The following is a 23042-nucleotide window of genomic DNA, read 5'->3' as shown; positions in this document are numbered from 1 at the left end:
AAAAATAGGATTCAGTTTAGGAAAATATTTCTTTCAAAACATCAAGGGATTTAGGCTTCTTAAAACCGTCTAAATGAAAGCTGTAATAATCGATCAGGATCTTTAATAAAATTTGTCTTTCAATGACATGAAAAACTTTTTGAGTATTATCAAACTTCAAATCAATCAGCTTTTTAAAGAGATTTGTTTCATGCTCAGTAAGTGCACTCAAACCATGAAAAGGAGTAAAAACGCCATCATTCATTTCGAAATAAGGCAAATCAAGATCAGAAACATCCGGATAAAAACCCAAATATTTGGTTATCTCTAAAAGTAAAATCAAATGAAAATTAGAAATTTCATCGTGATGATCCAACCAGGTTAAAGCCGTTTCTAAAAAAACAAAAAGTGATTCGTTTTTTTCTTCTTCCTGAATTGAATAATGAAGCATCTCAGACAAGAACATTACCATGGTACTTTTTATAATGTCTGTATGAATACTCTGAAACGGAACGGCAGTTTTAATTTCTTTAAAGTTTTCTAAAGTTCCTTTGTTTTTATGCACTGCTTCTATCTCGAGAATTGACAAGGGTTGAAAGTAAGCAATTTTTTGACTGGCTTTCCTGCTCGAAAAAGCATCGCGCACAAAATAAGATTTCAGACCGTTTGAAAGTGTAAAACATTTTACAATCAAACTTTTTTCCTGAAATTTTAGTGACGAAATTACTATTGCTTTGGTTTTAACTAGCAAAATTAGATTGTTAGATTAGTAGACTTGAAATTTCTTAGACCGTTAGACTTCTTAGATTATTGTACAATTATCTATTTACCTAATTATCATTACTTTTTTGACTTTAGTTTCGCTTCCGTCCTGAGCCGAAATAAAAACCATATATACACCGGAAGCTACTTTATAGCGTCCAAAAGCAGTTGTATCCCATTCTATTGTTCCACCTGTCGAAGTAGTTTCATATACCAGATTACCTTCGATATCTGTAATCTTAATATTAGCCTTATCGATTAATCCGGCAACTTTTACTGTTCCTGAATAATTTGGGCGCACAGGATTTGGATAAACATAAACATTATTCAAATCTTCATTGGCACCGGTTGCAATTCCTTTAAAAGAAACCATCCCTTTATTCGTTGCAATAAAAACCTCTCCCGTTGCACTATTAATTTTTATATCATTGATAAAATTACTCGGTAAAGGAGAATTATTAATCGTAAAATGATATTTTGTTTCCTGGCCGTTAGACGAAACCATAAACACTCCTGAATCTGCAGTCCCAATCCATTTATCATTGGCTCCATCTACCACAATTGAAGTTATAGACTGCTCGTATAATAATTCCTGAGCCAAATTATCCTCCATAATAATAATCGGATTTGCTTTTAACTGACTCTCCGTCTGAAAACCCCCTACATTCGACAAAACCCTGAGTCCTTTCGTTGTTCCAATCCAAAGTTGGTTTTTAGTATCAACAACAACAGACCGAACATCATCAATGGGCAAATTCCCGACGTCTGCACCAAAATTCATTTTTTTGAATGTATTTGTACTTTCGTTAAAACCAATTACTCCATCTCTGTTAGTAGCAATCCATTTTGTACCATTTTTATCAATCGCGATATTGGCATAACTTGTAGATTCGGCATTAATAAGAATCCCTGCGGTCGAATAACTTTGCCATTGTCCGTTTGTTTTCAAAACCTTTAAACCATTTTTTATTCTACTGTTGGTAACCCATAGATTTCCTGATTTATCAAAAGCAGTTCCGTTGATACGAACATCAATATAATTTGGGCCTTCAGTAGTCAGCGTTTCAAGTCCGCTATTTTTTTCATTATATAAAATAGTCGGTACATCCTGCTCTATTTTTAATAGTCCTGAAAAAAATGAGCTTGCATAAACTTGTTTTTCATTATTTGGATTCACTAGAATCCTGGTCATCGATTTTGCTCCAAAAACATTCTCATACGGAATATTCAGCCACCCGGATGCATTATATCTACTCACGCCATAACTATCTAAGGGATATGGATTATAGCTTGTATCGTAATCTCCATACACTGCCCAAATTGAATTTGGTGTAGCATCCAGCGAAAAGATATTATTTCGGGTGGGACCAACCGGCGTATTATTTTCAAAAATAGAAGCACTTGCTAAAGTTGACGAAAACAATCCTTTATCTTTTGTCCCAATGTACAGCAAATCCCCAATAGCTGTTGCACAGGTAAAATTTACGGTACTGTTTAAAACCTGAGTATTTGCAATTTGACGGTTTAAAATCATTTTATTATTATAAACAAACACTGTATTTGGGGTTGTAATAAATAACTGGTGATTTACAGCCCTCATATCCGCCGACGGTTGTGGAAGTTGGGAGAAACCAATAAACGTATTCGAATTATATCGATGAATATATCCTGCTGAATTTATTGCAACAAGCTCTGCATCTAAAGTTTCAACACTCGACCAATCACCGGAATTTACTAAAAGCCATTGATTAAAATCAATCAAATTGGCATTTGTACTATTTGCTTTTCTAATTCCGCTTGAAGTGGCGGCGAAGATAAATCCGTTAAAATAAGTAGTTTGCTTTACGCTAATTTCGGCACCATTATCACCAATAAAATAAGTATCACCAAATTGCGATGTCGTTAAATTGAATTGCACAATTCCGAAATCACAAGAAACATAAACCAAACCGTTATGTTCCATAAAATGATTGATCTTTTTTAGATTTGCCGGCAATTGTTTATTGATAATATCAACAACTTTCAAGATACTTCCGTCTTTTTCATTGACCACAATCATCAATCCATTTTCGTAACCAATTATCGTTTTCTTAAATCCTTCACTATGGTGCAACGCTGAAATTGTCTGACCTGAAAGTCCGTCAACGGTAGTTGTTGTTTTTATTGTATTGGTAGCTGCATTTTTAGAGAACAATGCATTTTCTGAAGCTGCAAAAACAGTTGTCGAAGCCTGTGAAATATCTTTTATTTCGTTAAAAGAAAAATAACCTTGCCATAACAATTTATTCTGAGCGAAACTAAATTGAAACAACATTAAAAACAAAATATACAGAAAGCTTCTCTTCATTATTTGACATATTCGAATAGACAAATATACTACAAACGAAAGTATTTGATTTTTGTTCTTTAGAAATAAAAAAATGCCTTCAATTTATCTTTTAAAAAGATAAAAATGAAGACATTTTAAAAATTGTATATTAAAACTTATACTACACCTTGTGCAAGCATAGCATCAGCTACTTTAACAAATCCGGCAATGTTAGCTCCTTTTACGTAGTTTACATAACCATCTTCTCCAGCACCATATTTTTTACATTGGTTATGAATTCCAACCATAATGTCTTTTAATCTCAAATCAACTTCTTCACTTGTCCAGTTTAGACGAATAGAGTTTTGTGTCATTTCTAATCCAGATGCAGCAACTCCTCCCGCATTTGCAGCTTTTCCGGGAGCAAAAAGTACTTTATTATCTAAAAATAATTTTATAGCATCTAATGTTGAAGGCATATTCGCAGCTTCAGTAACACATAAAACACCATTATCAATTAGTTTTTGAGCATCTTCTCCGTTTAACTCATTTTGAGTAGCACATGGAATAGCAATATCCACTTTTACTTCCCAAGGGCTTTTCCCTTTATGAAAAACAGCATTTGGATATTTCTTTGTATAAAGTTCAGCTCTGTTATCTCCGGTTGCTCTCATTTCAACCATATGCTCAATTTTCTCACCAGAGATCCCTTCTTCATCATAAATATAACCGTCAGGTCCTGAAATTGTAACTACTTTACCACCTAACTCATTTATCTTTAGAGCAACACCCCAAGCTACATTACCAAATCCTGAAATAGCAACTGTTTTACCTTTTATTTCATGGCCGATAGTACGAAGCATTTGATCCGTAAAATAAACAACACCATAACCTGTAGCTTCTGGTCTGATTAAGGAACCACCATAAGCAAGTCCTTTTCCGGTTAAAACTCCGGTAAATTCATTTCTGATTCTTTTATATTGACCAAATAAATAACCAATTTCTCTGGCTCCAACACCAATATCTCCTGCAGGAACATCAAGATCCGGACCAATATGACGACACAATTCAGTCATAAATGACTGGCAGAAACGCATAATTTCACCATCAGATTTTCCTTCGGGATCAAAATCAGAACCACCTTTTCCACCACCCATTGGTAATGTTGTCAGACTGTTTTTAAAAACTTGTTCGAAAGCAAGGAATTTCAAAACAGATAAATTCACTGTATGATGAAATCTGATCCCACCTTTATACGGTCCAATTGCAGAGTTCATCTGAATTCTAAATCCTCTGTTCACGATTATTTCTCCTTTGTCGTCAACCCATGGAACTCTAAAAATTATAGATCTTTCCGGTTCGGCAATTCTTAGAAGTAAATTTTTTCCATCGTATTTTTTTCGCTCTGCGATAAACGGAATTACTGTTTCTGCAAATTCTCTAACCGCCTGAAGAAATTCTGGTTCGTTTGGATTTTTAGACTCAACAAGAGCCATAAATTCATTTATTTTTTGTTCCATTTTTAAATAAATTATTCAATAAATAGTTGATAAATTTCAAGTCAATAAATATTACAAAACACGTTTTAAGAAAACGTTTTCGTAATGACGCGCAAAGATAATGCAAAACAATCATGGTTTGTTATTATTTTTCGTTTTTGAAGTAAAATTGTGTAATTTCTAACCAATACGAAAAATACGATTTTACACTGTTGAATTTGCACGAAATCATCGCACTTAAAGTTAGTTATTTAAGTGTTTTGTTACTAAATTTTTAATACAAGTATTTATATATTTTGATTAGACAAGGTTTTTTATATATTTGCCAAGATTTGAAAGCCCAAAAACATGCTCAAACCTATAATAATCACGCTATTTGCCTTCTTTGGAACCACTACAATAGCCAATGCACAATCTGATCTCGCACAAGAAGTAGGAATAATATTCGGTCCTGTAAGTTTTCAATCTGATTACGGTCAAAGAAATAATTTTGACACGAATGTTGGGAACACCGGATTTGGAATAGGAATTGTCCACTTCATAAATTTTTCTGCCAATAATAATCGGGAAAGTTTTTTTACAGAGCATTTTAAAGTGAGATCTGAACTCTCCTTCAACACAACCAAACTAGAACATTTTGGCCAATGGGTAGAAAGAGAAAAAGAAAAAAATCTCGTACAACACCTTAGAGCAATGCACGGCACTTCTACGTTAGTAAATCTTGGAGCTCAATTAGAATTTTCTCCGTTTATGAAGATTCATGATTTCGAAAACACAATTGGTAGCTTCAGTCCGTATCTAAGTTTAGGTTTTCAGGTTAGTTATTATTCTGCCAGGACTAGTTCTAGATTAGGACAATTAGGACTTCCACTAACTACATATCCTAAATATCTAACGCCCTCAGACGGTCGACAATTTGGTTTTTCTAACGAAAACGGTATTGTTTTATCGGCAACATTAGGTGCCGGAGTACATTACAAACTCACCACCATGAGCGATTTGATGTTCGAAGTCCGTTATCAGGGATATAATTCTGACTGGGTTGATGGTCTAAATCCTAATAAAGATCTTTATAAAGAAAACAAATCAAACGATTCGCAAATTTGGTTTAATGCAGGATATATTTATTACCTGGAATTTTAAAGAAATCTCAAATATAAAAAATCCCAAATTCCAAAATCATTACGATTGGAATTTGGGATTTTTTTTATTTGAGATTTACTCGTTATGCTAAAGCTTGTTCAATATCTGCGATTAAATCTTCGGCATCTTCGATACCAACACTCAATCGGACTAAATCGTCAGTAATACCAACTTCTGCTCTTTTATCTGCCGGAATAGAAGCGTGTGTCATTAAAGCCGGATGATTCGCTAATGATTCCACTCCACCTAAAGATTCTGCCAAAGTAAAAACTTTTAGTTTCTCTAAAAATGCAATAGAATCTTCTTTTTTACCTGATTTAAAAGTAAACGAAACCATTCCGCCAAAAGCTTTCATTTGCTTTTTAGCTATTTCATGAAACGGATGACTTTTTAAGCCCGGATAATAAACTGTATTTATCTTAGGGTGATTGCTTAAATATTCCACTACTTTTTCTCCGTTTTCGCAATGTCTCTGCACTCTTAACGAAAGTGTTTTGATTCCTCTTAAAACCAAAAAACTATCCATTGGCCCAAGTGTTGCGCCAGTTGCAAATTGCTGAAAATGCAATTGTTCTCCTAAAGCTTCATCCTTTACAATCAAAGCTCCTGCAATAACATCAGAATGTCCTCCTAAATATTTTGTAGCAGAGTGCATTACAATATCAGCTCCTAAGTCAAGAGGTTTTTGCAAATATGGTGTTGCAAAAGTATTGTCTACAGCAAATAAAATATTATTGGCTTTCGTAATTTTTGCTACTTCGGCAATGTCAGCCAATTTCATTAACGGATTTGTTGGTGTTTCAACCCAAATCAGTTTTGTATTTTCATTGATTAATGATTTCAATTTCCCGATATCAGTCATATCAATAAAATGAAATTTAATCCCTGAATCTTTATAAATACGGGAGAACATTCTGTAAGTTCCTCCGTATAAATCATCCATTGCTATAATTTCATCTCCCGCTTTAAAAGATCTCAAAACGCAATCCGTTGCTGCCAAGCCAGATGAAAATGCCAAGCCACGAGTACCATTTTCAATACTTGCCAAAGCATTTTCTAAAGCCGTACGAGTTGGGTTCGACGCTCTGCTATACTCATAATCCGCCAAAGGTTTTCCCGGACTTGTTTGTATAAAAGTGGATGTTTGATACACCGGAGGCATAACAGCTCCTGTACTTGGATCATGATGCTGGCCACCATGTATTACTTTAGTATTGAATTTCATATTGTTACAAATTTTAAATGCTTAAACGTGGTACAAATTTACCGTTTAATTTATTTTAATCCTGACACAACTTCTTACCTTTGTATATAATTAACACTTTTTGACATGAAACACGCTATTTTTTTAGTCTTTTTGTTTTTAGGATTCACCAGTTGCAACAAAGAGCTTTCATTTGACAATGAGACATTTGAAAAAGAGTCTGCTATTCCTTGCACAAAAGATTGTCCAAAAATTACCATTTCCGTTCCAATTGCAAAAAACATCCCTATCGTAGCTGACAGCATCAACAAAAAAGTTTTTTCAGTTATAAAAGAGATTGTTTATTTTGAAGAAGATCCTTCAAAGGCAAATGATTATGAAAGCCTGACAGCGTCTTTTATTGCTTCTTATGAAGAAATGCACAAAAAATTCCCCTCTGAAACTTTTGGTTGGGAAGGAAAAATAAATGGAACTGTTGAATTTGAATCCGATCAGATTATAAACATAAAAGTTGATCATTATACTTTTACCGGCGGCGCTCATGGTTATCAGGGTTTACGCTCTTTACTATTTCATCCTAAAACCGGAAAAACAATTTTTACCGATGAAATTTTCAAAAACGAAAATGAATTTAAGGCTTTTGCGGAAAAAGAATTCAGAGCGAAATATAAAATTCCCGAAAAATCAAATATCAACGCAACGGGTTTAATGTTTGAAAATGATAAATTTCAGTTGCCTCAGAACATTTTTTATACTAATGAAGGCTTGCTTTTATATTACAACTCTTATGAAGCCGCTTCGTATGCAGATGGTCCAAAAGAGCTTTTATTTTCCTACGATAAAATCAGTAAGTATCTGAAATATCGATAGTGTGCAAATACTATTTAAGTCGATAATGTGGCTAAAGCCATTTATCTTAATTCGAAATAATTATCTACAGCTAAAGCTGGAGGCAATTCAAAAAAACTGAGATTCCTTGTGTTAGATGCACTGCTGTGCGTCTCTACAATGTAGCCATACAAAACCTTTGTTACTTTGAACCTCTGAACCTTACTTAGCTCCTTCCTGAAAATCATATTTCATTTTTCTAAGAATCCGCAATGCTTCTTTAAACGATAAATAAATATTCCCAAAAGGTTTCAAAAGCAATTTAGCATCAATTAGTTTTTGTTTGGCATCATCAAAACCATTCAGATAACAAATCATAAAAGTCGAAGGAAGATTCTCGAGATCTTTTAATTCACGTTCTGATAAAGCAATACCTTTTTGCAATTTTTGAAGCAATGCCGTATTGGCATTATAAATATGATACAACATTTTTCTGTTGAATTCCGGAGGCTGAAAAAGCATTTCTCGATCAATCTTATAATAACCATTATCAAAAAAATGAATCGTTTGTTTTTCTAAAGGATAAAAACTTGTTTTATCATTTAATCCTAAAGGAACATATTCGGTTATCGTAAAACTATCGTCATCAAAAACAATCGTAACCACATCCTGAGCCGAATAAAAAAGTTTGATTTGTTCATTGATCAACTCAATATCCACACGGGACAAAAAGGTTTTATCCCGGGATTTATTAGGAACTCCAGCCCAGCAAATCACAAATAATTCTTTAAAAACATGGTATTTAGGCGCCATGTCTTTGTGCCTGAAATTCATAAAATCAATTACGCCATCCAGAGTATACTGAATACTATTTCGGGAACTATTTTCGATCCCGATTACAGTTTCCGTATTCTGGTAATTTTTTTCGATTTCGCCTTCAACCGGAACCGAATTACTGCCACGCCTAATAAAAACACTATTGGCCGGAGTGGTATGAATTCCTTTTTTGAAATAGGATACTTTACTTTTGGGTTTAATAGTAACCAATCCCACCACTTTGTCTTTTGGAAGATTCGGGAATGGTACATTCTCGTACTGGATTTTGGGCGGATTTTCCAGAAAAGCATTGACAAGATTCTGAATTCGGCTATCATCAAAAAAGTCATCACCCACAATTTCATTGTCATGATCTTCTACTCCCACCACGATATATGAATTATTGGTAGGGTTTGAATTGGATAAAGCGCAAATATGTTTTAGGAATTTTCCCTTTCCTTCACGGGAATGCAAATTCAACTGCCTTTTTTTATCATAAAAACTGCTCTCGTCATTATGAGCAAGTAGATTTTTTATTAAAAGGCGCTTATTGATCATTTTTTTTTAGACTTCTTAGATTGTTAGAATTTTAGACTTCTTCGACTATCGAACTTTTGAATATTTAACTTTTTAGATTAATTAGATTACATAAACTTCAAATCTAAGAAGTCTAAAAATCTAAGTTAGTGCCTTTTGACTATCGTCGATGAAGCTTGTGCAGTACTCATGACCACCAAATCAGCAATATTTACATGATAAGGTCTTGATACTACAAAATGAATGATATCTGCAATATCTTCTGCCTGCAAGGGATCGAAACCTTTGTAAACATTTGAAGCTCTTTCGACATCACCTTTAAAACGCACTTCACTAAATTCTGTTGCTACCATTCCGGGATGAATTCCTCCTACTCTGATTCCGTAAGGATTCAAATCAATTCGCATTCCTTGTGTAATCGCATCAACGGCATGTTTTGAAGCGCAGTACACATTTCCGTTTGGATAGACTTCTTTTGCAGCTGTAGATCCGATGTTGATAATATGTCCCGATTTTCTTTCGATCATTTGCGGCATTATTGCTTTCGAAACATATAAAAGACCTTTTACATTAATGTCAATCATAGCATCCCAATCCTCAACATCTCCATTCTGAATCGGATCTAAACCATGTGCATTTCCGGCATTATTGATTAGAACATCGATTACAGAGAACTCCGTTGGCAAATTATTAATACTATCAAAAGCGGCATTTTTATCTCGGACATCAAAGGACAAAGAATGTACTTCTGTAAAAGCCGAAAGTTCTTTTTCAAGTGCTGTCAATCGGTCGATACGTCTTCCGCAAAGGATAACTTTATAGTTATTTTTAGCCATTATTTGTGCGGTTGCTTTACCAATTCCGCTTGTTGCTCCAGTAATTAAAACTGTTTTTTTCATTCTTTATTTGTTTTTTAAAAGCTTTTTGCCACAGATCGAATGGATTAAAATGATTTTATAATCTGTGAGAATCTTTTTAATCTGTGGCAAAAAAAAATTTAATCTTTAATGACTCAATTATCTAAATTCAATCTCATATTGAGAGCTGTCCAGATTTCATTGTCCATTTCCCGGACAAACTTCTTATCAGGATTAATAGTAAAACCAATCTTTTCATAGCATTTGATGGCACTTATATTAAAATCAAAAACATTTAGCTCTACATTTCTTTGCGCACTATGTTCAAGAATAAATTCCAAAAGCAAAGTCACTATTTGTTTTCCAAGTCCTTTTCCTCTGCTTTCCTGATCCAAAATCAGAATCCTTCCCAGATTGGCAAAATTGTCTTTAAAACAAATTTCACAATGCCCGATAATTGAATCATCATAAACTGCTACAACAGTAAAAGCAATTCTGTTTTTATCAGAAAGCGATTTCTCTATTTGTTCTGCGGTTAAAGGAAAAGTGAATTCCGGTCCTGCAAATTGCATTAATTCACGGGCATCTTTAATACTATTAATTAATTGAGGATAATCCCTTTTATCGAATTTTTCTAATCGTATCATTTCTAAAATGTACTATTTAAGGCACATCATCTCCCATACTCTCTGTCCAGATTGCGAACCAGTCTTCTTTATCCATTTCTAATTCAACAGCTTTCATGAGCGATTGAATTCTGGCAATATTTACGGTTCCGGCAATTGGAGCTACTCCGGAAGGATGTTTTAAGATCCAGGCAAGCAAAAGCGTATCAGAACCAAAACCATATTTCTGAACCAAATCTGCCAGTAATTTTTTCAAACGACGTGTTTGTTTGGTATCTTCCCTAAAAACAGTTCCAAGCGGATTCCATGACAATGGTCGGATGCCGTGTGTTTGCATATAATCTAAACTTCCATCTGTCATTGGCTCATAATGTGTAGCTGAAAATTGTACCTGATTGTAACTCACTTCTGTTTTCTGACGAATCAGTTCGGTTTGAGAACTGGTAAAATTTGAAAGCCCGAAATCTATAATTTTTCCTTCTGCCTTCAATTTCTCTACCGCTTCAGCAATTTCATCAGCTTGCATTAACGGACTTGGTCTGTGCAATAAAAAAACATCAACAAAATCTGTTTTTAATTTTTTTAGTGATTCTTCAACAGACCAGATTATATATTCTTTAGAATAATCGTAATGTTTGATTTTGTTGTTACGGTTTTCAGCGATCATCTGAATTCCGCATTTCGTAATTAGTTGTAATTTTTCTCTTGAAATTTTGCTGGCCTGAAATGCTTTTCCAAAATCAGCTTCTGTGGTATAAGATCCGTAAATGTCTGCGTGATCAAAAGTAGTAATTTTGTTTTCGATACAAAGTTGTATCAGGTTTTCCATTTCCTTAGTTGTAAGGTTTTTATCCCAAACTCCCCAATTCATAGTGCCCGAAATTATGGGCGATAATGCTGTTTTACTCATGGTTTTATTGCGTTATTTTTGGTAATAAATATGCTTTTCTGAAGCATAATCATCAAAGTTCTTAAAAATATAAAAATAGATTCACAATTAGTCCTTAAAATTAGGTCTTTGGTCGAAGTTTTAACCATTCTTTAACATCTTACTTCTCAAAAAATATTCAATTTGCACTCTCAAAAGTAAGGCATAAAAATCAACGTTTTAAAAAGGTTTTAAAAATATTTATATGGAAGAAAATACAACGACTTTAGACATTAGAGCGATAAATGAAAAAATTGAAAGAGAAAGTGCTTTTATAGACCTTCTTACAATGGAAATGAACAAAGTTATTGTGGGCCAGAAACATATGGTCGAGCGTTTACTAATAGGACTTCTTGGACAAGGGCATATTTTGCTTGAAGGTGTTCCCGGATTAGCCAAAACGTTAGCGATAAATACCTTGTCGCAAGCAGTACAAGGTTCATTCAGCCGTATCCAGTTTACTCCTGACTTATTACCTGCCGATGTTGTTGGTACAATGATTTACAACATCAAAGCAAACGAATTCTCAATAAAAAAAGGGCCAATCTTCGCTAATTTCGTCCTTGCCGATGAGATTAACCGTGCTCCGGCCAAAGTTCAGTCAGCACTTTTGGAAGCGATGCAGGAAAAACAAGTAACAATTGGCGACACTACATTTAAGCTTGATCGTCCGTTTTTAGTACTTGCCACTCAAAACCCTGTTGAGCAAGAAGGAACCTACCAGCTTCCTGAAGCGCAAGTCGATCGTTTTATGCTTAAAACCGTAATTGACTATCCAAAAATTGACGAAGAGCGTTTTGTAATTCGTCAAAATTTAAAAGGATCTTACGAAAAAGTAAATGCCGTAGTTTCTGTTGAACAAATTTTACGCGCACAAGAAGCAGTTCGTGAAGTATACATGGACGAAAAAATCGAAAAATATATCTTAGACATCATATTTGCTACTCGTTACCCAGAGAAGTACAAACTTGCCGACTTAAAACCTCTTATTAGTTTTGGAGCATCACCACGTGGAAGTATCAATTTAGCCGTTGCGGCAAAATGTTACGCTTTTATCAAACGTCGTGGATATGTAATTCCGGAAGATGTTCGTGCTGTTGTACATGATGTTTTACGTCACAGAGTTGGAATAACGTATGAGGCTGAAGCCGAAAACATTACTTCTGTAGACATTATCAACAAAATCGTAAACGAGATTGAAGTACCTTAAAAATTTGTTTAACGTTTCAGGTTTCAGGTGGTCGTAAAGCAAACCTGAAACTTGAAACTTTTAAACTTTAAACAAATAAAATGGATACAAAAGAGCTTTTAAAAAAAGTACGAAAAATAGAAATCAAAACCAAAAGACTGAGTAATCATATCTTTTCGGGAGAATACCACTCTTCATTTAAAGGACGAGGGATGACTTTTAGTGAAGTACGTCAATACCAATACGGCGATGACATTCGTAATATCGACTGGAATGTAACTGCACGCTATAATGAAGCCCACGTAAAAGTTTTTGAAGAAGAACGCGAATTGACCATGATGTTAATGGTAGATATTTCGGGTTCAGAAGGTTTTGGTTCAAAAAGTCAATTTAAAAAAGACATCGTTACTGAAATTGCGGCAACGATGGCTTTCTCGGCTACACAAAATAATGATAAAATTGGTTTAATATTATTTTCTGATCATGTAGAATTGTATATTCCGCCAAAAAAAGGACGTTCGCACGTTTTGAGAATCATTCGCGAATTGATCGAATTCGAACCAAAAAGTCAGAAAACAGATGTCGGAGCTGCTTTAAAATTTTTATCAGGGACTCAGAAAAAGAAAGCGATTGTTTTTGTAATTTCTGATTTCATGTCTGAAAATTATGAACAAACTTTAAAAATTGCTTCTAAAAAACACGATATCACAGGTGTTAGGGTTTATGATATCCGTGAGGAAAAAATCCCAAATTTAGGAATGGTTACGATGCTTGATGCTGAAACAGGAAAAATTCAATTGGTAGATACGGGTTCAAAAACAGTTCGAATGAATTACGAAAAACACTATCATGAAAGAGTCAATTATTTCAAGGAAATCTTTAGTAAATCAGGAGCAGGAGTTGTAAACACAAGAGTTGATGAGAATTACGTAACTAAATTACTGGGGTATTTCAAATCGAGATAAATATAATTTTAGAGTGCAGTCCTGATAGCCATCGGTATAGATTTTATAAAATTCTTAATTGCATTATACAAATAAAAAAAACCGTTTAAATCTGTGCCATCTGCGTTATCCGCGTGCCATAATTAAGCATTCATTTTAGAATAAAATCTGAAATTAAAAAAATCAAATGAAATTAAAGTTTTACATCTTTTTATTTTTACTTTCCTCAGCTATTTTTGCCCAGCAAAAACAAGTCGAGACGAGCATTGATACTACAAAAAATAAAATTGGAGCCGAATTTAAGCTAACCCTTAAAACGGTTGTCAGCTCTAAATCGAAAGTTGTTTTTCCGAAACTAAAAACCATTGGTCCTTTAGAAGTAATTCAATCGTATCCAATTGATACGGTTAAAAAAAATGACACTTATGAGTTGATCAAAAAATATGGCTTAACGCAATTTGATTCCGGAAAATATACCATTCCGAGTATTAAAATCCTTATTGACAAAAAACCATTTTTAACCGATTCTATCCGTGTCGAAGTTGCGAGTGTAAAAGTGGACACTTTACAGCAAAAAATGTATGACATTAAAGATATCTCCAATGCTGAAAGCAATAATAACTGGTGGGTTTATCTTTTAATTTTAGTTGTAATTCTTGCCATTGGTGCTTTTGTATATTGGTATATTAAAAAATACCAAAAGAAAAAAATTGAAGAAGAAGTTTATAAGACTCCTATCGAAAAAGCCACCAGTTTATTGAACAATCTTGAACAAAAAGAACTGGTTCAAAAAGGCGAAATCAAAGAATACTATAGTGAACTGACTGATATTGCCCGTAACTATATTGAAGAAGCCATACATATTCCGGCAATGGAAAGCACCACTTCTGAATTGATTCAGGCAATACGATTAGCTTCTACTAAAAAGAAAATGACTTTGACACCTGAAACGGTTGAGAATTTAGAACGCGTTTTACGTCAGGCCGATTTAGTAAAATTCGCAAAATCTAAACCTTTAGAATTTGAAATTACTGAAGATCGAAATAAAATCCAGAAAGTAATTTTAACGCTTGATAATGCGATCCCGACGGAAGTTCCTGCTGAAGAAGAAGATCAATTATTGAATGAAGCACAAAAACAGAAACAGATTAAACTTCAATTATTAAAAAAACGCAACAAACGCATTGCAATTGCAGCAGGAACTGTTTTATTTTTAATAATTGCTACAACAGGATTTTTTATTGCTACAAAAGGTTTTAAAGTCGTAAGAGACAATGTTTTTGGTAATGCATCAAAAGAATTATTAGAAGGTGAATGGGTAAAAAGTGAGTACGGAAATCCAGGTATTTTAATTGAAACTCCAAAAGTTCTAAAACGAATGGACTCTCAAAAAGTCCTTCCTAAAGAAACTATGGCTTTAATCAAAGAAATGCAACTATTCGCTTACGGAAGTATGGTTGATAATTTCTTTGTAACCGTTTCTACCAGTAAGTTTAAAAACCCTACCGATATTGATTTAGCAAAAGCATTAGAAGGTTCCCTTAAAGTTATTGAATCGCAGGGCGGGCAAAATATTATTGTAAAGCAAGAAGATTTCCAAACCAATCAAGGGATTCAGGGAGTTAAAGGATACGGAACAATGACCATTTTAAACCCGGTTGACAAAACAAGTACAAAAGCGTACTATGAAATTTTATTGTTTAAACAAGATCAGGGATTACAGCAAATTTTGATTATACACGAAGAAGGCGATACTTATGCCAATGATATTACGACTAGAATTTTAAATTCTGTTGAACTTAGAAAAGCGAGCAACTAATGAATAAGATAACTTTTTTAAATCCAGAATTTTTTTGGTTGTTTCTATTAATTCCAATTGCAATCGCTTGGTTTTTCTGGAAACGCAACCAGCAATCGGCCACTTTAAAAATGAGTTCGACTCAGGGTTTCAAAAACAGCGAATCGTTGTTAACGAAATTAAAACCTTCTTTATACGTTTTCAGGGTTTTAGGCCTAAGCTCTTTAATTATTGCATTGGCAAGACCCAGAACTGTTGACATAAGCAGTCAGACTAAAACCACAAAAGGAATTGATATTGTTTTGGCAATTGACGTTTCAGGAAGTATGCTGGCAAAAGATTTAAAGCCGAACCGTATGGAAGCCTTGAAGAAAGTAGCATCAGATTTTGTTGGAGAAAGACCTAATGACAGAGTTGGATTAGTTTTATACGCTTCTGAAGCGTATACTAAAACCCCAGTTACAAGTGACAAAGCAATTATTCTTGAAGCAATCAAAGGAATCAAATACGATACGGTTTTGCAAGACGGAACCGGAATTGGGATGGGATTGGCAACAGCAGTAAACCGTCTTAAAGACAGCAAAGCAAAAAGCAGGGTTATTATTTTGATGACAGATGGTGTGAATAACGCTGGTTTTATTGAACCGGAAACAGCATCAGATATCGCAAAACAATACGGAATCAAAGTATATACCATAGGAATTGGTACGAACGGAATGGCCGAATCCCCATACGCTTATGCCCCAAATGGAGGGTTTTTATATAAAATGCAAAAAGTGGAAATTGACGAGCAATTAATGAAAAGCATAGCCCGTAAAACCGATGGAACTTATTTCAGAGCCACCAGTAATGATAGGTTAGCCGAAATATACAATGCAATTAATAAATTAGAAACTACTGAAATCCAGGAATTAAAGTTCTATGATTATGACGAAAAATACAGAAGTTTTGTTTTATTGGCGGCCTTTTTATTATTGTTAGAAGTTGGTTTAAGAAATACCGTTTACAGAAGCTTTATTTAATTTTTTCAAAATTAAATAATTCCAAATCTCTTAAATTCCAAGTTGGAATTTGGAATCTAAAAATTTGGAAACTGAATTTAGAACAAAGGCAGAAAATTAGAATTTGAAAGATTGGAATTTAAATAACCACAAGGTTTGGAATTTGGAATTTCAATATTGGAATTTAAAAAATTTATGGAATTAGACGAAAAAAAATATTTATATCTTTTATTATTGCTCCCAATTGTGGTGTGCGTTTTTCTTTTCAATATGTATTGGAAAAGAAAAAAACAACGCGAATTTGGTGATCTCGAAATGGTAAAAAGGCTGAGTCCTGAGCGATCTGTTTTTAAACCTGTCTTAAAATTGAGCGTAATCCTTTTGGCACTTGCCTGCTTGATTATTGGATTAGTAAATCCAAAGATTGGGACAAAAATGGAAACTGTAAAGCGTGAAGGAATTGACATTGTTTTTGCCGTTGACGTTTCGAAAAGTATGCTTGCAGAAGATGTTGCGCCAAGTCGTTTAGAAAAAAGCAAACAATTGGTTTCACAAATCATCAACAATCTAGGAAGCGACAGAATCGGAATTGTAGCGTATGCCGGAAGTGCTTTCCCTGTTTTACCTATTACATCTGATTATAGCGTTGCCAAAATGTTTTTGCAAAGTATGACTCCGGACATGGTATCCTCACAAGGAACATCACTTGACGAAGCAATCCGGTTATCATCAACTTATTTTGATGAAAAAAGCAAAACCAGCAAGTTACTGATTTTGATTTCTGACGGAGAAGACCATTCTGAAGGAGCATCTGCAGCAGCCGAAGAAGCCAACAAAATGGGAATGAAAATCATTACGATTGGGGTTGGAACCGAAAAAGGAGGTACAATTCCTTTGAAAGAAAATGGCGTAGTAAAAAGTTACCAAAAAGATCAAAACGGACAAACTGTTATTACAAAACTAAATCAGGAAGGATTAAAAACCATTGCAAAAGCAACAAAAGGGGGTTATGTGTATGGCGGAAGTACCAAGGAAGTTTTAGAATATATTAAAAATGCTTTAAACAATATTCAGAAAACAGAATTTGAAGCGACACAAATGGCCGATTTTCAATCGCAATTTCAGTGGTTCATTGGCTTTGCCTTCTTATTATTGTTTGTTGATATTTTCCTTTTAGAGAGAAAAACAAATTGGATAAAAGAGTTGAATTTATTTAACGAAAAGAAATAATAAAGTTAGCCACGAATTCACACAAAAAAGATCTTTTTAATGACTCTGTTTTGTTAAATTCAACAACATTCGTGACAAATAAAAAACATAAAAAACCAGAATGAAAAATTTACTTCTTTATATTTTACTAACGTTCTCTTTGGCAGTTTCAGCTCAGGAGAAAGACAAAACATTGCCTGATGCCAATGAAGAATATAAGCAGAATAAATTTGTTGATGCTGAAGCCAATTACAGAATTTCAGAATCAAAATTTCCAAAACGTGCTACTGCTCCTTATAATTTAGGAAATACGATTTACAAACAAAATCAGGTTTCTGAAGCAAAGTTCGCCTATGCGAAAGCAATAAAGAATGCTAAAACCAGGCCTGAAAAACATAAAGCTTTCCACAATTTAGGAAATGTTTTGATGAAAGAGAAAAATTATACGCAAGCCGTTGAAGCTTATAAAGAAGCCTTACGCAATGATCCAACTGATGATGAAACGCGTTACAATTATGCCTTGGCAAAACAAAAGCTAAAAGAAAATCCTCCTAAAAACGATAAAAATAAAGACAAGAATAAGGATAAAGACAAAGACAAGGATAAAAACAAAGATAAAGATAAGGACAAGGACAAAAATAAAGACAAGGATAAGGACAAAGACAAGAAAGACGACAAAGGCGATAAAGACAAGGATAAAAAAGATGGTAAAAATGATCCGAAGAAAGATGATAAGTCTGACAATAAAGGAGAACCTAAACCACAGCCTGGCGGAATTTCTAAAGATCGGGTTCAGAATTTATTAGATGCCGTAAACAATGAGGAAAAGAAAATCCAGGACAAAGTAAATGCTCAAAAAGTAAAAGGAAATCCTAGAAAAACAGAGAAAGACTGGTAAAATTTGGTTTATTTGCGTAATCGTTAATTTGTTTAATTGTAAAAGCGATTATACAAATTAACGATTACACAGTTAACGTAAAAAACACTGAAAAATAATTAATGAAAAGATATTTAATTTTATTACTATTCACTTTTCAAGGGCTAATGGCTCAAGTTCAATTTGAAGCCAAAGTAAGCAAGAACACGCTTGGAGTAAACGAAAGGTTACGTATTGACTTCATCATGAATGTTGATGGCGATAACTTTGACCAACCTTCATTTGACGGATTTAGAATTGTTGGCGGACCTAGTCAGCAAGTGAGTCAATCCTGGGTAAACGGCAGAAGTTCTTTTCAAAAAGCCTATTCTTATATTTTACAACCCAATCAAAAAGGTACCGTTTATATCAAACAAGCTGCTATAGAATATAACGGCCAGATTTATAAAACACAACCTATAAAAATCGTAGTAACCAATGCTGTTGCACAGGAAAGAGATCCTTATGATAACAGCAGACCACAAGGTGTACCAAATGAAACGCTGAGTCTTGTCGCGGAAATTTCAAAAACAAATCCGTATTTAAATGAGCCCATTACAGCGGTTTATAAATTATACTTTAACAACATTAATGTTACCGGTTTTAAAGAATTGGCCAAACCCAAGTATAATGATTTCTGGAACCAGAATATTGATATCAAACAATTGTCTACTGAAGAAGGAACTTTTCAGGGACAAAGATGTTATTTCGTTATCCTGAAAAAGACTATTTTATATCCTCAAAAATCAGGAAGACTTACTATTGAACCTCTTTCACTGGACATTGGTGTACAATTGCCTTCAAATCGTCGCGATATGTATGGCCAGATGATCTTAACAGATGACAACAGGGTTGTATCTGCCGGTGCAAAAACTATTAACGTAAAACCACTTCCGGAAGCAAGTAAACCAGAAGGTTTTGGTGGTGCTGTAGGTAAATTTAATTTTACCGTTACACCTTCTAAAACGACACTTAAAAGTGGAGAAAGCCTTGATTTGATTGTGAGTGCTTCAGGAAATGGAAACATGAAATTGTTCACGTTACCAAAACCGGTTGTACCAAATGCTTTAGAAATGTACGATCCTGTTCATGACGAACAAGTTACAACATCACTTTCCGGAATGTCAGGAAAAATTACTGATAAGTATTCTATTGTGCCACAATACAAAGGAAAGTATGCGATAAAACCAATGCAGTTTTCTTATTTTGACCTGAATACAGGTTCTTATAAAACGATCACCTCACCAGAGATTATGGTAGATGTATTAGAAGGACCAACGCTGGCAGAAGCAAACCCAACGGCATCTAAAAACGTTATTACCACCACAGATCAATTCAAGTCTATAAAATCAAAAACAACCTTAGTTTCAATAGCTAAAAACGATTTTTACGGTTCGAATTTGTATTATCTATTATTATTCGCGCCTTTCGTCATCTTGCCAATTATTGTTTTGGCTAAGAAACGTAAAGAAGCAATTGATGGTGACGTAACTGGAAACCGAATTAGAATGAACAACAAATTAGCGAAGAAATATTTATCTGAAGCAAAAAAACAACTTAAAAATAAAGAGCTGTTTTATATTGCTTTAGAAAAAGCGATGCACAATTTCTTAAAAGCTAAATTGCATATCGAAACTTCAGAAATGAGCAAAGACAATATTCGTGAATTATTATTGTCCAGAAATGCAAACCCGGAATCCGTTCAGGATTTCATTAATTTGACAGAAAATTGCGAATTTGCCCGTTATGCTCCGGCATCAAGCGCTTCGATTCAGCAGGATTTTGATAAGGCTGTCCTGATTATTTCGGAATTAGAAAAGCAAATTGTTTAGTTTAAAATCAAACCGGACGAATTTTAAAAACCCATCCGGTTTAACAAAAATAAAATGAAAAATATAGTATATCTTTTTTTATTAATCACACAGGTTTTCTTTGCTCAAAGCAGCTTTGAAAAAGCAAATGCGTTGTACCATAAAGGACAATATCAGCAAGCTGTCGATGTTTATGAAAGTATTATCAAAAAAGACAAACAACATTCGGCAGAGTTATATTTTAACTTAGGCAACTCGTACTACAAACTCAACCAAGTAGCACCTTCGATTTATAATTATGAAAAGGCTTTGGTTCTTAAACCTCACGATCCTGAGACTTTAAACAACCTGAAATTTGCCAAAAAACTGACTATCGACGAAATCAAAGAAATCCCAAAAGTAGGTTTTGCAAAACTGATTCAGAATTTTACCGGGATTTTTGATTATAACATCTGGGCAAAAATCTCTATTGGGATTGCATTTGCCTTTTTGTTGAGTTTTATTGGCTACTATTTCTCGCAACTTACACTTTCAAAAAGAATATACTTTGTTGGGATGTTTGTTCTCTTAGTCGCTTTATTACTGAGTGTTTTTGCAGGAATGTCAGAAAAAAATCATTTCAATAATGATCGTCCGGCAATTGTTTTTGCTGAATTAAGCGAAGTTCGCAGCGAACCACAAAAAGCAGGTACTGCTCTTTTGTTATTACACGAAGGCGCAAAAGTCTACGTTATGGAAACCGTAGGTCAATGGAAGAGAATTGAACTAACAGACGGAACCGAAGGCTGGATTGATGGTTCGACTATTAAGGAAGTAAAATAAAATTTCTTTTCACCATATAAGTGATGTAAGTTTATTTAAAGGCTAGTGTTTACTTTGTGGTAAAATTAGAAAATATAAGTAATGCCACTTCGTTGCTATTAGAAATTTTGCGAACTTAAAATCAGCGCAAACCATGCCTAATTTCTTTGCGTCCTTTGCGGTAAAAAACATCCTGCTTTATATTTTCTTATATCAATGATATAGTAAAAAAAATCAAAACTCATAAACTTTCTCAGGCGTCACGCAAAAATCCAACTTCACATCAGATTCAAAAACATCCTCAATTTTATCTTCGGCTTCAAAAAAAGAAAGTCCAATTTTGATGGTTTCCGGCTTGCATTCTGATAGAAATTTATCGTAGAACCCTTTTCCATACCCTACCCGATTTCCGAAAAGATCAAAGGTCAAAAGTGGTACAAAAACGACCTCAATAGTTGCTGAGGGAACGGGTAAACCATTTACAGGTTCCGGAATATTGTATTCGTTTTTTTTAATTTTGGTATTATCAGTCAATAAAAAATGTGTCATTCCTCGGGATTCAAAATTACTTTTCGAAACCACGATTTCTTTATCTTTTCCGGAAAGCAAATGCAAAACATATTCAGTATTCACCTCTTTTTGTTCTTCAATAGGCAGAAAAACATGATAATAGGCTTTATCCCAAATGGGCAATTGAATTAGATTATTGGCTATAGCCAAACTCTTTTCTTCAAGATCATCAAGAGAAAGTTCTTTTCGAAGATTTTTATAGTGTATTCGTAATTCTTTTTTATTCGTCGGCATTTTCAGGGCTATTTTTAGACATATGATAAATCGCATCGCCTTCGTAAACTATCGGAGAATGATTGGCGTTAATGACAAATCCGTCATGCGGCGCTTTTACTTTTTGTTCAAATTTACCAAACGGATCGGTAATAATTGCCAAAATAGTTCCTTTGGTTACAAATTTGCCAATCAAATTATAATCGTGTAACAAACCGGAACATTTAGCTCGCAGCCAAACCGAATTTTTGATATAAATTGATGGATCATGAGCTTTTTCAACCACTTGTTTCGGATCCAGCATATTCAGATAATGCAGCAAACGTTTTACTCCCATCACGCCTTCATTAGCAATCACATTATTAATGTCTAATGATTTTCCACCTTCAAAAAGCAACATTTTGATATTGGCTTTCTCACAAGTATTCCTGAACGAACCATTAATGTTTTTAGAATACAAAGTAAACGGAGCATTAAAAACATCTGCTAAAACTTTCAATTCGGGATTATTTTCGGTAATTCTAATTTGCGGTGCATTAAACCGGCTTGCTCCTCCGGCATGAAAATCGACGGCATAATCTATAATCGGCAAAACTTCTGCCACAATATGATAGGCAAAACGGCTGGCCAGAGAACCTTTTTTACTTCCCGGAAAAACGCGGTTTAAATCTCTTCCATCCGGAAACTCACGTGATTTATTGACAAAACCATACATATTAATGATCGGAATACAAATAATAGTGCCTTTTGCAGGACGATTGATCTTTTTGCTGATGATCTGACGAACGACTTCGACCCCATTAATTTCGTCTCCATGAATTCCCGCAGAGAATAAAACTACCGGACCTTCAATCTTTGACCGACGCACAATAACCGGAATATTAAGCTTTGTAGTCGTGTGTAACCTCGCAATTTCAACGTTTATCGTTTTGTTTTCTCCCGGCAAAATCGATTCGCCAAAAATAACCAAGGGTGTACTATTTTTCATGTAGAATTATAAAATCTAAATATAGAAATTATTCTTTTGATTTCGTAAATTTGAAACTAAATCAGTGTTAAGCTTTTTTCAGGGAATCAAAATGATTTAAAAAAAAGGCTTTTCA

Annotated in this window: 20 protein-coding genes; 10 read left to right on the top strand and 10 right to left on the bottom strand. The window is 34.2% G+C overall.

The features are described from left to right. Positions 1-16: 16 nt before the first annotated feature. The 3 genes from recO to gdhA form a co-directional block, all read right to left on the bottom strand. Entirely contained in the window at positions 17-730 is a 714-nt protein-coding gene (gene recO / locus ACQY44_RS14445) for a DNA repair protein RecO (protein ID WP_428231028.1), read from the bottom strand. 75 nt (positions 731-805) lie between these two features. Beyond that, positions 806-3088, bottom strand: coding sequence for a T9SS type A sorting domain-containing protein (locus tag ACQY44_RS14440; RefSeq protein WP_428231027.1), 2283 nt, complete (start codon positions 3086-3088; stop codon positions 806-808). Positions 3089-3225: 137 nt separating this feature from the next. Further along, positions 3226-4569: an NADP-specific glutamate dehydrogenase gene (gene gdhA / locus ACQY44_RS14435; protein ID WP_428231026.1), complete on the bottom strand. Its 1344-nt coding sequence runs from the start codon at positions 4567-4569 to the stop codon at positions 3226-3228. A 327-nt stretch (positions 4570-4896) separates the two neighbouring features. Between gdhA and ACQY44_RS14430 the strand changes: the two genes are divergently transcribed. Further along, complete coding sequence (locus ACQY44_RS14430; RefSeq protein ID WP_428231025.1) at positions 4897-5691, top strand: THC0290_0291 family protein; 795 nt, start codon at positions 4897-4899, stop codon at positions 5689-5691. A gap of 82 nt (positions 5692-5773) precedes the next feature. Here ACQY44_RS14430 and ACQY44_RS14425 read toward each other — a convergent pair whose 3' ends face one another. Further along, positions 5774-6916 (bottom strand): cystathionine gamma-synthase, encoded by a 1143-nt coding sequence (locus ACQY44_RS14425; protein WP_428231024.1) that lies wholly within the window; start codon positions 6914-6916, stop codon positions 5774-5776. A 105-nt stretch (positions 6917-7021) separates the two neighbouring features. Between ACQY44_RS14425 and ACQY44_RS14420 the strand changes: the two genes are divergently transcribed. Further along, positions 7022-7765 carry a PdaC/SigV domain-containing protein gene (locus ACQY44_RS14420; RefSeq protein ID WP_428231023.1) on the top strand — a complete coding sequence of 248 codons (744 nt, stop codon included), beginning with the start codon at positions 7022-7024 and terminating at the stop codon, positions 7763-7765. 180 nt (positions 7766-7945) lie between these two features. On the opposite strand, the gene ACQY44_RS14415 is transcribed toward ACQY44_RS14420, so the two are convergent. The 4 genes from ACQY44_RS14415 to ACQY44_RS14400 all read right to left on the bottom strand — a co-directional run bounded on the left by ACQY44_RS14415 (position 7946) and on the right by ACQY44_RS14400 (position 11469). Next, on the bottom strand, positions 7946-9097 hold the full coding sequence (locus tag ACQY44_RS14415) for an ATP-binding protein (protein WP_428231022.1): 1152 nt from the start codon (positions 9095-9097) through the stop codon (positions 7946-7948). A gap of 125 nt (positions 9098-9222) precedes the next feature. Beyond that, the gene (locus ACQY44_RS14410; RefSeq protein WP_428231021.1) at positions 9223-9975 is read right to left on the bottom strand and encodes an SDR family NAD(P)-dependent oxidoreductase; all 753 of its coding nucleotides are present in this window, start codon (positions 9973-9975) and stop codon (positions 9223-9225) included. A gap of 113 nt (positions 9976-10088) precedes the next feature. Continuing rightward, positions 10089-10580: a GNAT family N-acetyltransferase gene (locus ACQY44_RS14405; protein WP_428231020.1), complete on the bottom strand. Its 492-nt coding sequence runs from the start codon at positions 10578-10580 to the stop codon at positions 10089-10091. Positions 10581-10596: 16 nt separating this feature from the next. Further along, positions 10597-11469, bottom strand: a complete 873-nt coding sequence (locus tag ACQY44_RS14400; RefSeq protein ID WP_428231019.1) for an aldo/keto reductase — start codon at positions 11467-11469, stop codon at positions 10597-10599. Positions 11470-11692: 223 nt separating this feature from the next. On the opposite strand from ACQY44_RS14400, the gene ACQY44_RS14395 reads away from it, so the two are divergent. The 8 genes from ACQY44_RS14395 to ACQY44_RS14360 all read left to right on the top strand — a co-directional run bounded on the left by ACQY44_RS14395 (position 11693) and on the right by ACQY44_RS14360 (position 21177). Beyond that, the gene (locus ACQY44_RS14395; RefSeq protein WP_072964260.1) at positions 11693-12697 is read left to right on the top strand and encodes an AAA family ATPase; all 1005 of its coding nucleotides are present in this window, start codon (positions 11693-11695) and stop codon (positions 12695-12697) included. A gap of 80 nt (positions 12698-12777) precedes the next feature. Further along, complete coding sequence (locus tag ACQY44_RS14390) at positions 12778-13641, top strand: DUF58 domain-containing protein (RefSeq protein WP_428231018.1); 864 nt, start codon at positions 12778-12780, stop codon at positions 13639-13641. A 166-nt stretch (positions 13642-13807) separates the two neighbouring features. After that, complete coding sequence (locus tag ACQY44_RS14385; RefSeq protein ID WP_428231017.1) at positions 13808-15439, top strand: hypothetical protein; 1632 nt, start codon at positions 13808-13810, stop codon at positions 15437-15439. Further along, entirely contained in the window at positions 15439-16440 is a 1002-nt protein-coding gene (locus ACQY44_RS14380; protein WP_428231016.1) for a vWA domain-containing protein, read from the top strand. Before ACQY44_RS14385 ends, ACQY44_RS14380 begins: the two co-directional genes overlap by 1 nt. A 174-nt stretch (positions 16441-16614) precedes the next feature. Beyond that, positions 16615-17649 carry a vWA domain-containing protein gene (locus tag ACQY44_RS14375; RefSeq protein ID WP_428231015.1) on the top strand — a complete coding sequence of 345 codons (1035 nt, stop codon included), beginning with the start codon at positions 16615-16617 and terminating at the stop codon, positions 17647-17649. A gap of 100 nt (positions 17650-17749) precedes the next feature. Next, a complete protein-coding gene (locus ACQY44_RS14370; RefSeq protein ID WP_428231014.1) occupies positions 17750-18526 on the top strand; it encodes a tetratricopeptide repeat protein in 777 nt (258 codons plus the stop codon). A 101-nt stretch (positions 18527-18627) separates the two neighbouring features. Next, positions 18628-20376 carry a BatD family protein gene (locus ACQY44_RS14365; RefSeq protein ID WP_428231013.1) on the top strand — a complete coding sequence of 583 codons (1749 nt, stop codon included), beginning with the start codon at positions 18628-18630 and terminating at the stop codon, positions 20374-20376. A 54-nt stretch (positions 20377-20430) separates the two neighbouring features. Further along, the gene (locus tag ACQY44_RS14360) at positions 20431-21177 is read left to right on the top strand and encodes a tetratricopeptide repeat protein (protein WP_428231012.1); all 747 of its coding nucleotides are present in this window, start codon (positions 20431-20433) and stop codon (positions 21175-21177) included. Between the two features lie 213 nt (positions 21178-21390). Here ACQY44_RS14360 and ACQY44_RS14355 read toward each other — a convergent pair whose 3' ends face one another. Together ACQY44_RS14355 and ACQY44_RS14350 are read right to left on the bottom strand one after the other, a co-directional pair. After that, positions 21391-21960 (bottom strand): 5-formyltetrahydrofolate cyclo-ligase, encoded by a 570-nt coding sequence (locus ACQY44_RS14355; protein ID WP_428231011.1) that lies wholly within the window; start codon positions 21958-21960, stop codon positions 21391-21393. After that, the gene (locus ACQY44_RS14350) at positions 21947-22927 is read right to left on the bottom strand and encodes a succinylglutamate desuccinylase/aspartoacylase family protein (protein WP_428231010.1); all 981 of its coding nucleotides are present in this window, start codon (positions 22925-22927) and stop codon (positions 21947-21949) included. Before ACQY44_RS14350 ends, ACQY44_RS14355 begins: the two co-directional genes overlap by 14 nt. Between the last annotated feature and the right edge of the window lie 115 nt (positions 22928-23042).

Origin of the sequence: Flavobacterium sp. (genome assembly GCF_965277525.1) — a bacterium.
GTDB lineage: Bacteria > Bacteroidota > Bacteroidia > Flavobacteriales > Flavobacteriaceae > Flavobacterium.
The sequence above is the reverse complement of the archived record's forward strand: the minus strand, read 5'-3'. Positions and strand labels throughout refer to the sequence as shown.

Excerpts from the sequence above, each read along its gene's own strand:
- ACQY44_RS14360 (WP_428231012.1), top strand. The coding sequence starts at position 20,431 with ATGAAAAATATAGTATATCTTTTTTTATTAATCACACAGGTTTTCTTT.
- ACQY44_RS14355 (WP_428231011.1), bottom strand. The coding sequence starts at position 21,960 with ATGCCGACGAATAAAAAAGAATTACGAATACACTATAAAAATCTTCGA.
- ACQY44_RS14395 (WP_072964260.1), top strand. The coding sequence starts at position 11,693 with ATGGAAGAAAATACAACGACTTTAGACATTAGAGCGATAAATGAAAAA.
- ACQY44_RS14430 (WP_428231025.1), top strand. The coding sequence starts at position 4,897 with ATGCTCAAACCTATAATAATCACGCTATTTGCCTTCTTTGGAACCACT.
- ACQY44_RS14420 (WP_428231023.1), top strand. The coding sequence starts at position 7,022 with ATGAAACACGCTATTTTTTTAGTCTTTTTGTTTTTAGGATTCACCAGT.
- ACQY44_RS14385 (WP_428231017.1), top strand. The coding sequence starts at position 13,808 with ATGAAATTAAAGTTTTACATCTTTTTATTTTTACTTTCCTCAGCTATT.
- ACQY44_RS14365 (WP_428231013.1), top strand. The coding sequence starts at position 18,628 with ATGAAAAGATATTTAATTTTATTACTATTCACTTTTCAAGGGCTAATG.
- ACQY44_RS14400 (WP_428231019.1), bottom strand. The coding sequence starts at position 11,469 with ATGAGTAAAACAGCATTATCGCCCATAATTTCGGGCACTATGAATTGG.
- ACQY44_RS14415 (WP_428231022.1), bottom strand. The coding sequence starts at position 9,097 with ATGATCAATAAGCGCCTTTTAATAAAAAATCTACTTGCTCATAATGAC.
- ACQY44_RS14440 (WP_428231027.1), bottom strand. The coding sequence starts at position 3,088 with ATGAAGAGAAGCTTTCTGTATATTTTGTTTTTAATGTTGTTTCAATTT.
- ACQY44_RS14380 (WP_428231016.1), top strand. The coding sequence starts at position 15,439 with ATGAATAAGATAACTTTTTTAAATCCAGAATTTTTTTGGTTGTTTCTA.
- ACQY44_RS14410 (WP_428231021.1), bottom strand. The coding sequence starts at position 9,975 with ATGAAAAAAACAGTTTTAATTACTGGAGCAACAAGCGGAATTGGTAAA.
- ACQY44_RS14375 (WP_428231015.1), top strand. The coding sequence starts at position 16,615 with ATGGAATTAGACGAAAAAAAATATTTATATCTTTTATTATTGCTCCCA.
- ACQY44_RS14405 (WP_428231020.1), bottom strand. The coding sequence starts at position 10,580 with ATGATACGATTAGAAAAATTCGATAAAAGGGATTATCCTCAATTAATT.
- ACQY44_RS14390 (WP_428231018.1), top strand. The coding sequence starts at position 12,778 with ATGGATACAAAAGAGCTTTTAAAAAAAGTACGAAAAATAGAAATCAAA.
- ACQY44_RS14370 (WP_428231014.1), top strand. The coding sequence starts at position 17,750 with ATGAAAAATTTACTTCTTTATATTTTACTAACGTTCTCTTTGGCAGTT.
- ACQY44_RS14350 (WP_428231010.1), bottom strand. The coding sequence starts at position 22,927 with ATGAAAAATAGTACACCCTTGGTTATTTTTGGCGAATCGATTTTGCCG.
- gdhA (WP_428231026.1), bottom strand. The coding sequence starts at position 4,569 with ATGGAACAAAAAATAAATGAATTTATGGCTCTTGTTGAGTCTAAAAAT.
- ACQY44_RS14425 (WP_428231024.1), bottom strand. The coding sequence starts at position 6,916 with ATGAAATTCAATACTAAAGTAATACATGGTGGCCAGCATCATGATCCA.